Consider the following 15,499-nt stretch of genomic DNA (forward strand, 5'->3'; position numbering starts at 1 on the left):
GACATCGACGTTGTCACAGGACGTGACGTTCTTAGTCGATGTTCCTTACTCTAATAAAAAGAATTAACGTTGACGTTTGTTTGTTCAGTTTTCAAAGAACCTCTTTGTCTCAAAGCGACTTTTTTATTTTATCAATACACCAATCACTTGTCAACACTTTTTTTATTTTTTTCTTCTCTTACTTCGTTTTTCGCTTTCATCTCAGCGACGAATATAAATATACCATGATAAACATATACGGTCAATAACTTTTTGAAAAAAGTTTCGAAAAGGATTCACCATATCCTTTAATTAGTTTAATACAATTTTTCTACAAGTAAACCCTTTTCTCTCTACAATAAAAAAGACAAACTTTATAGCTTGTCTTCACAGAATAAAGAAATCGATAATGACTAATGCTGCTACTCCAAATACTCCTAAAAAGCCCGAAACTCCAGCTGTAATAATATTGATAGGTACATGAATATCTAACTGCCCTCCAAACGCATTCACAAAAAATAAAAGAAGGGCTCCTATTACCATTTTAATCATCCCTTGTCCTATAAATCGAATCATATTTCCTCCTCCAGCTAATAACAAGAAAACAATCAATCCGCTTATTAACAAAACCACAAAAATAGGCTCCACTTTTCTCTCCCACCCTTTTGGCTTTAACTAATACAAGCTTATGCTTTCCTTTTAAAAAAAAGAACTTTAAAAAGAGGAGACGGTATGGGGACCGCCTCCTCTTTTCTTATCCTCTTTATATCTTTCCAATTGAGATGTTTCTTTTTTTAGCTTCCTTCAACAAATATAGATACTTCGCCTTCGCTACTTTTACGCTCAATAACACTTCGTCAGAAGGATCCACACTTTTTTCAATAAGATTTGTTTGTTTTAGCCAATCATTTTTTACATTGATAAATGTTGTTAGCAGTTGTTCATCGAACTCTTTTTTTAGCCATCCTTTTCTTTTAAAAAGCATCTTCATTTAACCTCATCATCTTTATAGCTTTCTTCTGCCTTCTAATGCTTTAGACAAAGTTACTTCGTCTGCATATTCTAGATCTCCCCCCACCGGAAGTCCATGGGCAATTCTTGTAATAGTAATTCCAGTTGGTTTGAGCAATCTTGATATATACATAGCCGTAGCTTCTCCCTCAATATTCGGGTTGGTTGCCAAAATTACTTCTTGAACTGTATCATCCTGCAGCCTTTTTAACAAATCAGGTATTTTGATGTCCTCCGGTCCAATTCCATCCATTGGAGAAATCGCTCCATGCAGCACATGATACACCCCTCGGTATTCCTTCATCTTTTCCATGGCAATAACATCTTTTGGATCTTGCACCACACAGATAACACTGCCATCCCTTCTAGGATCATCACAAATATAACAAGGATCTTGATCTGTAATATGTCCGCAAACAGAACAATATGTTAAATTTCGTTTCGCATTAACAAGTGCCTTTGCAAAGTCCAACACCGTATCTTCTTTCATGGTCAATACAAAAAAAGCCAGACGAACGGCTGTTTTTGGACCGATTCCTGGCAATTTCATGAAACTTTCTATCAGTTTAGATATAGGTTCAGGATAACGCATGCAAATTTCCTCCTATTAGAGGCCTGGAATATTCAACCCTTGAGTGAATTTCCCCATCGTATCGTTTGTGATTTCATCCATTTTCTTCAATGCATCATTTGTAGCAGCCAAGACAAGGTCTTGCAGCATTTCGATATCTTCCGGGTCCACTACCTCTTCTTTAATTTTCACTTCTAGCACTTCTTTGTTTCCATTTACAAGAACAGTAACCATACCGCCGCCAGCTGTACCTTCAACTGTTTTTGCCGCTAATTCCTCTTGAGCTTTTTGCATATCCTTTTGCATTTTTTGCATTTGCTTCATCATTTTTTGCATATTTCCCATTCCACGCATCATTGTTTTTTCCTCCTTAATTTTTACTCTTGTATCTCAATGAGCTCCGTGCCAAATAGCTTTTTTGCCTCAGCAATTAAAGGTTCCTCTTCTTTTTGCTGTGTTTCATCACCACGTTGCCCAACAAGAAACTCTTCTCTAACCTTTTCCCATTCACTATCCGGGATGGCAGTCATCTCTAGTCTCTTGCCAATTAAAGTATATAAAATATTTTCCAAGTTATCACGTACATTATTATTATTTTCCGCTGCCATCTTACAATGAATTTCATATTTAAACTTTAAGATAAAATCCTTATCGGAAGAAGCAACCGGTTCACTGTTTAACAAGAGTGCAGCATGAGAAGCCTTGTTTTGTTGCTTTAACGCTTCTAAAAGCTCCGGCCAGGCTCTTTTTATATTCTCCAAATCTTTTCTTTTTGCAACTTTTAGGATTTCATGAATTTTTCCCGTTGGAACTTTATAAGCGTTCCTTATTTGTCGGGAGGCTTTTTTCTCCGGCGTTGCCGAATCGCCTGCTCCCCCTCTTTCAAGTATTATCCCGTTCTCTTTAATCTTTTGGAGTTGATTCTCTAAATCCGCAATTTTTTGCATCAAGGGAGCTATATTGGCATTCTCTTGTTTCACCTGATGTTGACAAAGTTTCACTAAAGCAACTTCTAATAACACTCTTGGGTGATTGGTCCATTTCATTTCTTGCTGGGCCTGGTTGAGTTTGTGAATCACTTCATGAATAAAATCGGCTGAAATCTTCTCACTCAACTGCTTGAACTCCTCATTGACGATTGCGCGTTCCAATAAATCGGGATTGTGGACACCCGACTGATAAAGAAGTAAGTCCCGATAGTAGAAAATTAAGTCCTCTACAAACCTCAAAGGATCTTTACCGTTGCGAATTAAATTGTCCACCGCATCAAGTGCCCCCACAACGTTTTGTTCATATACTGCTCTTGCTGCTTGTAATAAAAACTCTTGGGAAACAGCCCCCGTGATGGATAAAACATCTTCTAACATTACAGTTTCTTCGCTGTATGAAATAGCTTGGTCTAATAAGCTCAGCGCATCCCTCATCCCACCTTCTGCCACTTTAGCAACCGCATATAGCGCTTCTTCCTGGGCAGATACTTGCTGAGAGGAAAGAATGTTTTTCATACGGGGTACCATATCATCCGGAGCAATACGTTTGAAGTCAAAACGTTGACATCTTGAGATGATCGTTAAAGGGATTTTATGAGGTTCAGTTGTCGCTAAAATAAAAATAACATGTCCCGGCGGCTCTTCTAAGGTCTTTAATAAAGCATTAAAAGCGCCAATTGAAAGCATGTGAACCTCATCAATAATATATACTTTGTATTTCACGGCACTAGGTGCATACTTTACTTTATCTCTTATATCCCGAATTTCATCTACACCGTTGTTAGAAGCGGCATCGATTTCAATGACATCCGATATTGACCCGTCCATAATCCCACGACAAGCGGCACATTCATTACAAGGTTCAGCTGTAGGAGCTTTTTCGCAGTTTACTGCTTTAGATAAAATCTTGGCAGCGGTCGTTTTCCCTGTACCCCTTGGACCTGAAAAAAGATAAGCGTGGGAGAACTTTTCTTGAAGCAGGGCATTTTGCAATGTCTTGATGATATGGGTTTGGCCTACTACATCTTCAAATTTTTGAGGTCGATAAACGCGATACAAGGCCTGATAAGCCATCCTACACCCTCCTTCATCTTCAATTCGCTAATAGTTTTATTATATCTTAAACCATAAGGCTTTTCCAAAAATGTATTATATCATGTTTGAAAAATGGCACCTAAACAAAAAACCCACTCATTTGAGCAGGCTTAGCGTGCATATATGTATAAATAAACTGCCGTGCACCTTCCGTCGATTAGCTACCCTAGGCGTTACCCAAGCAGTTAGCTCGGTCTAGGCTGCCCTGCGGCACATGAGAGCTTCTGCTTACTGCTGCTTCCTTCCGGACCTGACAGGGTTCACAGATTCCCATTGCGCAGGACCCAGACGTCAACACCACTTACTTAGGTCAGGCCCTACAGTATACTAGCCTCTAGAAGGGATTCGGTCTCGCTAGAGCGGATTGCGAGTACAGGGCACCGCTACCTCCCCACTTAGCACGGCAAAGTTGAAACCTAATTTAATTGTGCATCTCAGTCGATGCATTTTCAAGTATAAGGGTTTTTGTCCTAAAATGCAACGGATATTAACTGTAAATTACTGTAAGTCCTGTGATGCTTGTTTTTTCTTCTTTTTCTCTGCTCTAATTTTCCTAAAAAAATTAGTTAGTAATTCTCCGCATTCCTCCTCTAATACCCCTCCTTCTACCTCTGCTTGGTGATTAAATTTTTCTTCAGTCAGGAGGTTCATCAGAGTACCCGCACATCCGCCTTTAGGGTCATAAGCACCAAAAACTACCCGTTTTACTCTTGATAAAACAATAGCACCTGCACACATCGGGCACGGTTCTAGTGTCACATATAAAGTTGACTCCTCTAAACGCCATGTCCCCAGTTTTTTACAAGCTTTATCAATGGCCAACAGTTCCGCATGAGCAATAGACCTCTGTTCCGTTTCTCTCATATTATGTCCCCTTGCTATGACCTCACCATTTTGTACAATGATAGCCCCAATAGGTACTTCCATTATGGCTTCTGCTTTTTTCGCTTCTTCTATTGCCATACTCATATAATAATGATCTTGTTCATTCATTTTATCTCAATCCTATCTATCCAAATATTTCCCGAAAATAATCTGTCCCTTTCTTAGGTAATAGCATGAATATCAATTGATCATCCCATCTGATTATATTGCATCCAATGTCAGAGAAGATAATGAATTTACTTTAAGAATGATGAGGAATGTTTTACAAGCTAAAACCTCCTCCTATACATATTATATAAATTAATTCATGTGTTTTTTCTCTCGTCATAGAATGGTAAAGTGAATAAGTGTTTTATGACAGGAGGATTTAAATTTTATGCAAATCCACGTGGTAAGGCCGGGACAAAGCATTTACGGGATAGCGCAGGCCTATAACACTACACCGCAGCTTATCGCCCAAGCCAACGAGCTCCCTGATCCCAATCGACTCGTAATAGGCCAGGCGCTTGTCATCCCTATTGAAGGCAGATATTATTTTGTACAGCCTGGTGATACCTTATGGGAAATTGGACGAAAATTTAATATAAGCTACCAGAAGCTGGCTACTGTTAATAATATCTCAGTTACTCAGCGGCTTACACCGGGAACGAGATTATATATCCCTCCAAGCCCTAAAAGAAACGCTGAATTTTATGGATATGTAGAAGCAAGCGCCAGAACTATTACCCCGTCAGTAGAAAATTTAATTAGAAAAAACGCTAAATACTTAACTTACTTGGGAGCTGCAAATTTTGAAGTAAGAAGGGATGGCTCCCTAAAAGAACCAAATCTCAACAACTTGCAGCAAATCTCCGATCAAAATAATGTCAGCTTTTCAATGGTTGTAACAAATATTGAGAATGGGGCTTTCAGTGATGAACTTGGAAGAATCATTTTAAACGAGCCTATCATTGAGAATAATTTATTAAATAACATTATCTCTACCGCTAAAAGAAATAACTTCACCGAAATTGCGTTTGATTTCGAATACTTAAGGCCTGAAGACCAGGAAGCCTATCTTAATTTCCTTAGAAGAGCAAAAGCAAGGCTCAAACAGGAAGGATATTTCATGTCTGTTGCGTTAGCTCCTAAAACAAGCAGAGGACAAAAAGGAAGATGGTATGAGGCCCATGATTATCGAGGCATTGGAGAGATAGCCGATTTTGTCGTCATTATGACATATGAATGGGGATATAGCGGGGGTCCCCCAATGGCTGTTTCCCCGATAGGTCCTGTTCGTAAAGTCCTGGAATACGCTGTTACCGAGATTCCGAGCACTAAAATTATGATGGGGCAAAATCTATACGGCTATGACTGGACATTACCTTATGTTCCGGGAGGGCAATATGCCAAGGCATTAAGTCCCCAACGGTCCATTGAGCTCGCTTATCGCTATAATGTCCCTATTGAATATGATTCGAAGGCTCAAGCCCCCCATTTCAATTACCGCGATGAAAACGGGAAAGAACATGTTGTCTGGTTTGAAGATGCCCGCTCGATCCAAGCAAAATTCAACCTCTTAAAAGAGCTGAATTTAAGAGGAATGGCGTATTGGAAATTAGGACTCCCTTTTCCTCAAAACTGGCTTTTAATCCAAGATAACTTCAATGTCATTAAAAAGAGATAGCCCATTTCTAACGGGCTATCTCTTTTTTCCATATTAAAACATATATGCATATTTCTTTTTTACTGAACATCTCCCTTTTCCTTTTGATTGTGTTAAAATAATCTCTGTCTGTTCTGGGACGTGAAATGTGTCATAAAGGAGGAACACAAAGTGGGAGAAACCCCTTTTATTGCGGTAGAAGGACCAATCGGTGTTGGCAAAACCTCACTGGCAAAAGCGATTGCTTCACATTTTCAATTTCACTTATTAAAAGAAATTGTAGATGAGAATCCGTTTCTCGGTAAATTTTATACAGATATCGAAGAGTGGAGCTTCCAAACGGAGATGTTTTTCTTATGCAACCGTTATAAGCAATTGGAGGACATTCATCATTTATATTTAAAACAACAAAAGTCGGTCGTTGCGGATTACCATATCATGAAAAATATGATCTTTGCAGAACGCACCTTAAAAAGCGATCAATACGGAAAATACGTAAAAATCTATCATATCCTAACAGAAGGCATGCCTGCTCCTAATCTAGTTATTTATTTAAATGCAAGCTTGGAAACTTTATTAAAGAGAATTGAGTTGCGGGGCAGGGAAATTGAAAAGAACATGGATCCAGCCTATTTGCTTCAACTGAAGAATGATTATGAAATGGCAATGGAACAGTTTGAAAAGATGAATCCGGACGTTAAAGTATTACGCTTTAATGGAGATGAACTTGACTTTGTTCAAAATCCCCACCACTTAGATCTTATTTTAAGTAAAGTATATGATATTATCCACAGAAGGAGCTAACACTAATGGACTTACGCAAGAAATATAACATTCCAAGCGATGCTGTCCTGACCATTGCAGGAACAGTCGGCGTAGGAAAATCCACTATGACTAACGCACTGGCAGAGGCGCTTGGATTTCGAACTTCGTTTGAAAAAGTAGAAACGAATCCATATTTGGATCAATTTTATGCTGATTTTGAACGCTGGAGCTTTCATTTGCAAATTTATTTTTTAGCAGAACGCTTTAAAGAACAAAAGAAGATTTTTGAATACGGCGGCGGCTTCGTACAGGACCGTTCTATTTATGAAGATACAGGCATTTTTGCCAAAATGCACTTCGAAAAGGGTACAATGTCCCCAGTTGATTATGAAACATATACAAGTCTGTTTCAAGCCATGGTTATGACCCCCTATTTCCCACATCCGGATTTATTGATTTACCTGGAAGGAAGCTTTGACGATATTTTAGATCGCATTCGAGAACGCGGAAGACCGATGGAGCAGCAAACCCCCATCGAGTATTGGAGAGAGATGCATGAACGATATGAAAATTGGATTAACAGCTTCAATGCCTGCCCTGTATTACGTTTAAATATCAATGAATATGATATTATACAGGATAAATCCTCCATTGAACCAATCGTTGAGAAAGTATCACGTTTTCTCGAGCATAGTGAGAAATTAAAAAGAAGAAGATAAACAAAAAACCTTCCCGTGGGAAGGTTTTTTAAATAAAAAATCGTTACTTTTCAGTAACGATTTTTCAATCTCCAATTTTATTTGCGCTAGGTTAATTAATGTCATTTGTATGGCGGAGGAAGAGGGATTCGAACCCCCGCGGGCTTTGACACCCCTGTCGGTTTTCAAGACCGATCCCTTCAGCCGGACTTGGGTATTCCTCCGTATCGACAAATAAAAATATATCATATAAAAAAATACATGTCAACATCTATGTGTATTTTATCAAAGTTTTTATCTAACATTTTTGAAATAATAAAAAAGGGTCATGAAGACCCCATTTTATTATTTCCCTTTCAATACTTCTTTATTCCTCATATATGGTCGAAGAACTTCTGGAATTACCACAGAACCATCTTCTTGCTGATAATTTTCTAAGATAGCAGCAACCGTACGACCAATTGCCAAACCTGAGCCATTTAAAGTATGCACATGCTCTGGCTTTGCATTTATTTCTCTTCTAAAACGGATGTTCGCACGACGTGCCTGGAATCCTTCAAAATTTGAACAAGAGGAAATTTCACGATATGTGTTATAGCTTGGAATCCATACTTCGATGTCATATTTCTTGGCGGCAGTAAAGCCTAAATCTCCTGTGCACATGCTCATGACACGATAAGGTAATCCCAATAGCTGTAATACTTTTTCTGCATGCCCCGTTAATTTTTCTAATTCATCGTAAGAGTCTTCAGGTTTAACAAAACGAACTAACTCTACCTTGTTGAATTGATGCTGACGGATAAGCCCTCTCGTATCACGGCCAGCTGAACCAGCTTCTGAACGGAAGCATGCACTGTAAGCAGCATAAGTAATTGGAAGCTGATCTCCATTTAAAATTTCGTCACGATGTAAATTAGTAACAGGCACTTCCGCTGTTGGAATCAAGAAATAATCTTCAGATTCGATTCGAAACGCATCTTCCTCAAATTTTGGAAGCTGGCCTGTCCCCGTCATGCTTGTGCGATTTACCATATAAGGAGGTAATACTTCCTCATATCCATGCTCTTCTACATGAAGGTCTAACATAAAATTAATCAATGCCCGTTCTAATCTTGCTCCTAATCCTTTATAAAATACAAAGCGGCTTCCTGTCACTTTTCCAGCGCGTTCAAAATCCAAAATATCGAGGTCTGTTGCAATGTCCCAATGTGGTTTTGGTTCGAATTCAAACTGGCGTACTTCTCCCCATTTGCGAACTTCTACATTATCATCTTCAGTCTCTCCAACGGGTACACTTTCATGAGGAATGTTAGGGATAGATAATAACAGTTTTTCTAAGGCTTCTTCTACTGTGCGAAGCTCCTCATCCAACACTTTAATACGATCTCCCACTTGTCTCATTTCTGAAATAAGGTGATCAGCATCTTTTTTTTCCCTTTTTAACATGGCTACTTGTTGAGAAACTTCATTACGTTTGCTTTTTAACTCTTCTGTTTGGGTAATAAGCTCTCTTCTTTTTTGATCTAGCTCTTCAAATTGACCTAAATCCGTTAAATCTTCTCCTCTAAATTTCATTTTTTCTTTTACTTCAGCAAAATTGGCACGCAAAAATTTCAAATCCAGCATACTATACCTCCTTGAACATATGTATAAGGGCAAATAAAAAAACCCCCATCCCTATAGATAGGGACGAGAGTTTACCCGCGTTGCCACCCTAATTGAAAACAATCCTTGATTGCTTTCCAGCTTACACTGATAACGGTTTTACACCGAAATTGCCTACTAAACGGCTGTTGTTCAGCAACTTGCTCGAGGATGGATTCACAAGATCTTGCCATCGATTCTCACCAGCCATCGACTCTCTACAGGAAAGATATCTTGCTACTAGTTCCTCTCATCGCTTTTACATATATTTTAATACTACATAATTTACTATAAGTTTTTACAAGATGCAACCGTTTTATGCCTTTAATTCTTTGACCATATTCACAAAATATTGAGCCATACGATGGTCTTCTGTTAATTCAGGATGGAATGAGCACCCTAAAAATTGACCTTGTCTCGCTGCTACAATGCGTCCATCATGCTCTGAGAGAACCTCGACACCATCTCCCACACTAACAATGTGAGGAGCTCGGATGAACACACCGATAAAGTCATCGGCTACACCTTTAATAGCGAGTTTTGCTTCAAAGCTTTCTCGCTGGCGTCCGAATGAATTTCGCTCAACTGTAATGTCCATAACACCAAGGTGTGGTTCTTCATATCCGACGAGATTATTTGCCAATAAAATAAGACCTGCGCATGTCCCAAACATAGGCTTGCCAGCTGCCGCAAAATCACGTAGTGGCTGCATAAAGTTGTATTTATCAATTAATCGGCGCATCGTAGTACTTTCCCCACCTGGGAGAATCAAACCATCGAGGTTCTCTAATTGTTCCACTTTTTTTATGACAACAGCTTCTGCACCAGCAGCTTCTACAGCCCATATATGCTCACGAACTGCTCCTTGTAATCCAAGAACTCCAACCTTCACCATTTGTACAACCCTTTCAATTACCAACCGCGCTCTTGCATACGGTGTTCTGGAAGTAAAGTTGAAATTTCAATTCCTTTCATAGCTGTTCCTAAGCCTTTAGAAAGCTGAGCGATTAACTCATAGTCTTCATAATGAGTTGTCGCTTCTACAATAGCGCGGGCAAATTTCGCAGGATTTTCTGATTTGAAGATACCGGAGCCTACGAATACACCATCAGCACCTAATTGCATCATTAATGCTGCATCAGCTGGTGTAGCTACGCCGCCTGCTGCAAAGTTAACAACTGGTAAACGGCCTTCACGTTTGATTTGAAGCAAAATTTCATAAGGTGCACCTAACAATTTTGCTTCTGTCATGATTTCGTCTTCACTCATGCTTACTAATTTACGAACTTGAGCGTTGACTTTTCTCATATGACGAACAGCTTCTACAATGTTACCTGTACCCGGCTCCCCTTTAGTGCGAAGCATAGATGCTCCCTCCCCAATACGACGAGCGGCTTCTCCTAAATCACGGCAGCCACAAACAAATGGTACAGTAAATACGCTTTTATTAAGATGGTATTCTTCATCCGCTGGAGTTAATACTTCACTTTCATCAATATAGTCAACGCCAAGCGCTTCTAATACACGCGCTTCTACGATATGTCCAATACGTGCTTTAGCCATTACAGGAATAGAAACAGCATTCATAACTTCTTCCACGATTGTCGGGTCCGCCATACGAGCAACACCGCCTGCTGCACGAATGTCAGCTGGAACACGTTCTAATGCCATAACGGCTACCGCCCCTGCTTCTTCTGCAATCTTTGCTTGTTCTGCATTGACAACGTCCATAATAACGCCGCCTTTTTGCATTTCTGCCATTCCACGTTTAACGCGATCAGTACCTGTATTCATTTTCGTACTCCCCTCATTGATGTGTTTATATGAGCAAAAAATTCGCTCTATATGTTTTTCATTTTTTTATTTTACCTTATTTTCTGAACAAATCCTATAAAAAAGAATATAGATATGCTTAATTAGCGTTTTCTAAAACCTATTTCTATATTTAATATTCATTTTTATAGCTTAATTCATTCAAAATAATGCCTAAAAATGTGTAAAAAAGAGCTCTCTATTAGATAGAGAGCCTAAAACCATCCTTTGACCGTCTTGGCAGCGCTTGTCCAAACATCGGCAAAAAAGCCGCCGATACTGCGAATAGATAAAATAAACCAATTTGCCTTTTCTACTTCATCTTTTGTAACGAGAGCCACTTCGGCTGCTTGTTCTCCTTCTTTAGTTAAGTAGCCAAGCTGGTCTTCGCCTTTATATTTGACACCAACAGAACCAACTTTTGTACCCTCTTTAAAAGGAGCCGCTAACTTGCCGTTTTCATCCAACGCTTTTTTATCCAGCTCTAGATAAGGAGTGAACCTCTTCTGCTCACCACGTTTCACTAGCACCTTTAACGGCTTTTCTGTGTAAATTTTCACTTCTTTCTCTTTTCCTTTTACAACAGGTACTGTCGATTGTTTTTTAAATGTATAATGAGCTGGTAAAATCTCTTTCATACGATAATTACTAAAAGCATAGTCTAGTAATTTTCTTGTTTCTTCAAAACGAGCTTCAAATGATTTTTTGCCGTTAGACTTAGCATTCATCACCACTGTAATATAGCGCACTCCATCGCGCTTTGCAGTTCCTGTAAAACAGTAACCGGCAAAATCCGTATGACCTGTTTTTAAACCGTCTACTCCTTCATACCCATAAACAAGACTAGGCAGCATCCAATTCCAGTTATCCATTTGAATTTCATACTTGGTTCCTTCTCTGAATATTTTTTTGGGAATTTTTGCAGTTTCCAGTACTTCAGGAAAATCATTAACCAAGTGATAAGCTAATTTTGCTGTTGCTCTCGCTGATAATAAGTTTTCATCGTTGGCACCTGTCCCTTTTGGATGCATGCCTTTTAATAATGTGTTGGTCAAACCAGTTGAGTTTACAAACTTGTAATCTTCTAAACCAAGTTCCTCAGCTTTTTTATTCATCATCTTTATAAAATTTGTTTCAGAACCTGCTAGTATTTCCGCAACAGCAATTGTTGCTCCATTCGCAGAATAAATAGCCATTGCTTCATAAAGCTCTTTAACACTGTACTTTTCGCCTTTAAGCAAAGGAACGTTTGATAAATCTCGATCCTGGGAAATCTTATATACATAATCACTCACTGTATACTCTTGATCCCAACTTACTCGTTTTTCCTTAATTGCTTCTAATAACAGATACTCTGTCATCATTTTAGTCATGCTGGCAATACCTAAAACCGTATCCGCATTTTTCTCAAAAAGAATTTTTCCCGTTTTTGCTTCAACTAAGATGGCAGCGTCCGATTCAATGTTCAAAAAGTTCTCTTCAGCTTTTGCCTGTGGCGTGTAAGTGAACAAGCTCACAACCAGTACAGCAGATAACACACTGAAGATTAATAGTTTTCGTAACTGATTCTTCACTCCTAAACCCTCCATAATTAGACTCACATAAATGCTATTTTAACACATAGGAATATAAAAAAATAGATGAAGAAGTAATGTTCCTTTCTGTGAAAACATGGATAAAATAAACAAAAAAGCATCTTTTACACAGTGTAAAAGATGCTTGGTAATAGAAGATTAACTCATTGAATAGTTTGGTGACTCTTTTGTAATTTGAACATCATGTGGGTGACTCTCTCTTAGTCCTGCACCTGTCATACGAACGAATTGTGCTTTTTCACGTAACTCCTCTAAATTTTGTGTCCCACAGTAACCCATACCAGATCTCAAGCCACCAATTAATTGGTAAATGGTATCAGCTAATGGCCCTTTGTATGGAACACGGCCTTCAATTCCTTCTGGAACAAACTTTTTATTGTCTTCTTGGAAATAACGGTCTTTACTTCCTTGTTCCATTGCTCCTACAGATCCCATTCCACGGTATACTTTAAAACGTCTGCCTTGGAAGATTTCTGTTTCGCCTGGGCTTTCTGTTGTTCCTGCTAATAGGCTTCCAAGCATTACTACATGTCCACCTGCAGCCAATGCTTTTACAATATCACCTGAATACTTGATTCCGCCATCTGCAATAATTGGCACTCCATGTTTTCTTGCCTCTGTTGCACAGTCATATACTGCAGTAATTTGAGGAACCCCAACTCCGGCTACTACGCGGGTTGTACAAATGGAGCCTGGCCCGATTCCTACTTTAACAACATTAGCACCTGCTTCAATTAAAGCTTTTGTTCCCTCACCTGTTGCTACATTCCCAGCGATAATGTTTAAGTTTGGATAAGTCTCGCGAATCTTACGAACAGTATCTAAAACCCCTTGTGAATGCCCATGCGCTGTGTCCACTACAATGGCATCCACTCCAGCTTTGACTAGTTTTTCTACACGAACCATTGTATCTTTTGTTACCCCGACTGCAGCCCCTACAAGTAAACGGCCTTGTTTATCTTTGGCTGAATGAGGAAACTCAATGACTTTTTCAATATCCTTAATCGTAATAAGTCCTTTTAATACACCTTGCTCATCGACTAAAGGAAGCTTTTCGATTTTATGTTTTTGAAGAATTTGTTCAGCTTCTTCTAATGTAGTACCAACTTTTGCAGTGACAAGGTTTTCTTTAGTCATGACATCAGAGATTGAAATTGAGTAATCCTGAATAAAACGCATATCACGATTTGTAATAATACCTACCAGTTTTTGTTCTTCTTCGTTGTTAACAATTGGCACCCCTGAGATACGGTATTTTCCCATTAAATGCTCCGCATCAAATACTTGATGTTGAGGAGTGAGGAAAAATGGATCTGTAATAACCCCGCTCTCAGAACGTTTTACTTTATCAACCTGTTCTGCTTGCTGCTCGATAGACATGTTTTTATGAATGATTCCTAAGCCGCCCTGCCTCGCCATAGAAATAGCCATGTCTGCTTCTGTTACAGTATCCATCCCTGCACTAATAAGCGGAATGTTTAGCTTTAATGTTTCTGTTAATTGAACACTTAAATCAACATCCTTGGGCAATACCTCTGATTTAGCAGGAACGAGTAATACATCATCAAATGTTAAAGCTTCTTTAGCAAATTTAGTTTCCCACATTATATAATCCTCCTCTAGGCGACAAAATATTATTAGTAGATTAACAATTGATTCAGCTATATGTCAATAACCATTAATTATTTAGACAATTTAGAAAAATTGAGAGGTGTTCCTATTTGTTTAATATCCCCCATATAAAAGATTCTTTTTCCACTTTCTATTCAGCAACTTACACACAAGAGTATTTGTATCACTGTTATCGTGAAAAAGATTTGCCGGAAGCCGAAAAGAAAAGTTTCGAAAATTGTTACCCATTTATATATTATCTGGAGCACAGTCAAAATTATTATAATGTGGGATTTAACGCTCCTTTAGCAATTAAACCCATGCTTTTATTTTATGGTATGACTCAATTATTAAAGGCTTGTCTGCTAACAATTGATTGTGATTATCCCCATAACACATCAGTACTTGCGCATGGTGTTTCGACGAGAAAAAGAAAAAAACAAAGTTATGACTTTTTAGACGATGAAGTAAAGGTTCAAAAACATGGTTTATTTTCTCATATCGGCCAAGTAATGTTTCACGTGGAACAATTAGAGGGGAATAAATACTCTATGTTTCATTTGTTAAGCCTTATTCCAGAGCTTTCTTCTTTATTCATGGAATATCAAAAGGAGCCAACATGTTTTAAAATCAGTACTTGCTTAGAGGACACTTTTCAATTTCCAAATTTCGTTTTAGACCAATATCATATGAGTCAAGATCGTTTTTGTACATATTTACAGGAGAAAACGGGGCTTCCTTTCAAACATCTAAGAAATGAAGGAGATTGCCTAATGTTTTACTTAGATCAACAAATAGACCTCAATTTTTGTTCTCCGCTTATGTATCATCTTTATGACCAGGGATATTATTTTCCCTTTAACCGGGAACGGATTGATTATTTCCCTGAAATACTTAGTCATTATCTTCTTTTATATAATTTAAGCATGATTTCTCGCTACGAAACAGAGTGGTGGTATGAGTTACTTCATACTTATACATCCAATGATTTTCCATTTATATCAAAGTTTTTATCTATTTCCGGTGAGAAAATTCCTTATCTTCTTAGTGATTTTCTTGAAAACAAAAAAAGACTAGTCATTTGACTAGTCTTTTTTTGTTGCCTGGCGACGTCCTACTCTCACAGGGGGAGACCCCCAACTACCATCGGCGCTGAAGAGCTTAACTTCCGTGTTCGGCATGGGAACGGGTGTGACCTC

At 38.6% G+C, this 15,499-nt stretch carries 15 protein-coding genes, 1 tRNA gene, 1 rRNA gene, 1 other RNA gene and 1 other annotated feature; of the genes, 4 read left to right on the forward strand and 14 right to left on the reverse strand.

From position 1 onward, the window contains the following. Positions 1-366 precede the first annotated feature (366 nt). The 7 genes from ACFOU2_RS07690 to tadA form a co-directional block, all read right to left on the reverse strand. Complete coding sequence (locus ACFOU2_RS07690) at positions 367-627, reverse strand: pro-sigmaK processing inhibitor BofA family protein (protein ID WP_377913880.1); 261 nt, start codon at positions 625-627, stop codon at positions 367-369. Positions 628-742: 115 nt separating this feature from the next. Then, positions 743-964 carry a YaaL family protein gene (locus tag ACFOU2_RS07695; RefSeq protein WP_377913882.1) on the reverse strand — a complete coding sequence of 74 codons (222 nt, stop codon included), beginning with the start codon at positions 962-964 and terminating at the stop codon, positions 743-745. Between the two features lie 21 nt (positions 965-985). Then, on the reverse strand, positions 986-1,582 hold the full coding sequence (gene recR, locus ACFOU2_RS07700) for a recombination mediator RecR (protein WP_377913884.1): 597 nt from the start codon (positions 1,580-1,582) through the stop codon (positions 986-988). A gap of 15 nt (positions 1,583-1,597) precedes the next feature. Further along, positions 1,598-1,918, reverse strand: a complete 321-nt coding sequence (locus tag ACFOU2_RS07705; RefSeq protein WP_377913886.1) for a YbaB/EbfC family nucleoid-associated protein — start codon at positions 1,916-1,918, stop codon at positions 1,598-1,600. A gap of 20 nt (positions 1,919-1,938) precedes the next feature. Further along, positions 1,939-3,624, reverse strand: coding sequence for a DNA polymerase III subunit gamma/tau (dnaX, locus tag ACFOU2_RS07710; RefSeq protein WP_377913888.1), 1,686 nt, complete (start codon positions 3,622-3,624; stop codon positions 1,939-1,941). 160 nt (positions 3,625-3,784) lie between these two features. Beyond that, an RNA gene (gene ffs, locus ACFOU2_RS07715) (signal recognition particle sRNA large type) lies at positions 3,785-4,049 on the reverse strand. A gap of 94 nt (positions 4,050-4,143) precedes the next feature. Beyond that, the gene (gene tadA, locus ACFOU2_RS07720) at positions 4,144-4,638 is read right to left on the reverse strand and encodes a tRNA adenosine(34) deaminase TadA (RefSeq protein WP_377913890.1); all 495 of its coding nucleotides are present in this window, start codon (positions 4,636-4,638) and stop codon (positions 4,144-4,146) included. 268 nt (positions 4,639-4,906) lie between these two features. Here tadA and ACFOU2_RS07725 point away from each other — a divergent pair, with 268 nt between their 5' ends. From ACFOU2_RS07725 to ACFOU2_RS07735, 3 genes are all read left to right on the forward strand, one after another. Further along, on the forward strand, positions 4,907-6,196 hold the full coding sequence (locus ACFOU2_RS07725) for a LysM peptidoglycan-binding domain-containing protein (RefSeq protein ID WP_377913892.1): 1,290 nt from the start codon (positions 4,907-4,909) through the stop codon (positions 6,194-6,196). A gap of 150 nt (positions 6,197-6,346) precedes the next feature. Beyond that, positions 6,347-6,979 (forward strand): deoxynucleoside kinase, encoded by a 633-nt coding sequence (locus ACFOU2_RS07730; protein ID WP_377913894.1) that lies wholly within the window; start codon positions 6,347-6,349, stop codon positions 6,977-6,979. Between the two features lie 5 nt (positions 6,980-6,984). Next, positions 6,985-7,659, forward strand: coding sequence for a deoxynucleoside kinase (locus ACFOU2_RS07735; RefSeq protein WP_377913896.1), 675 nt, complete (start codon positions 6,985-6,987; stop codon positions 7,657-7,659). Positions 7,660-7,769: 110 nt separating this feature from the next. On the opposite strand, the gene ACFOU2_RS07740 is transcribed toward ACFOU2_RS07735, so the two are convergent. From ACFOU2_RS07740 to guaB, 6 genes are all read right to left on the reverse strand, one after another. Further along, positions 7,770-7,862, reverse strand: a tRNA-Ser gene (locus ACFOU2_RS07740). A 121-nt stretch (positions 7,863-7,983) separates the two neighbouring features. Next, positions 7,984-9,264, reverse strand: coding sequence for a serine--tRNA ligase (serS, locus tag ACFOU2_RS07745; protein ID WP_377913898.1), 1,281 nt, complete (start codon positions 9,262-9,264; stop codon positions 7,984-7,986). A gap of 56 nt (positions 9,265-9,320) precedes the next feature. Continuing rightward, positions 9,321-9,545, reverse strand: a binding site (T-box leader). 53 nt (positions 9,546-9,598) lie between these two features. Then, on the reverse strand, positions 9,599-10,177 hold the full coding sequence (gene pdxT / locus ACFOU2_RS07750; protein WP_377913900.1) for a pyridoxal 5'-phosphate synthase glutaminase subunit PdxT: 579 nt from the start codon (positions 10,175-10,177) through the stop codon (positions 9,599-9,601). 17 nt (positions 10,178-10,194) lie between these two features. Beyond that, positions 10,195-11,076: a pyridoxal 5'-phosphate synthase lyase subunit PdxS gene (pdxS, locus tag ACFOU2_RS07755; protein WP_377913902.1), complete on the reverse strand. Its 882-nt coding sequence runs from the start codon at positions 11,074-11,076 to the stop codon at positions 10,195-10,197. 233 nt (positions 11,077-11,309) lie between these two features. Further along, positions 11,310-12,683: a serine hydrolase gene (locus ACFOU2_RS07760; protein WP_377913904.1), complete on the reverse strand. Its 1,374-nt coding sequence runs from the start codon at positions 12,681-12,683 to the stop codon at positions 11,310-11,312. 144 nt (positions 12,684-12,827) lie between these two features. Further along, on the reverse strand, positions 12,828-14,294 hold the full coding sequence (guaB, locus tag ACFOU2_RS07765; protein WP_377913906.1) for an IMP dehydrogenase: 1,467 nt from the start codon (positions 14,292-14,294) through the stop codon (positions 12,828-12,830). A 116-nt stretch (positions 14,295-14,410) separates the two neighbouring features. Between guaB and ACFOU2_RS07770 the strand changes: the two genes are divergently transcribed. Continuing rightward, positions 14,411-15,385 carry a YaaC family protein gene (locus ACFOU2_RS07770; protein ID WP_377913908.1) on the forward strand — a complete coding sequence of 325 codons (975 nt, stop codon included), beginning with the start codon at positions 14,411-14,413 and terminating at the stop codon, positions 15,383-15,385. A gap of 16 nt (positions 15,386-15,401) precedes the next feature. Here the strand turns inward: ACFOU2_RS07770 and rrf are convergent. Next, positions 15,402-15,499: ribosomal RNA gene (rrf, locus tag ACFOU2_RS07775) — 5S ribosomal RNA — on the reverse strand; the annotation flags it as partial.

Origin of the sequence: Bacillus songklensis (assembly GCF_042649685.1) — a bacterium.
Taxonomy (GTDB): Bacteria; Bacillota; Bacilli; order Bacillales; family Bacillaceae_H; genus Bacillus_BA; species Bacillus_BA songklensis.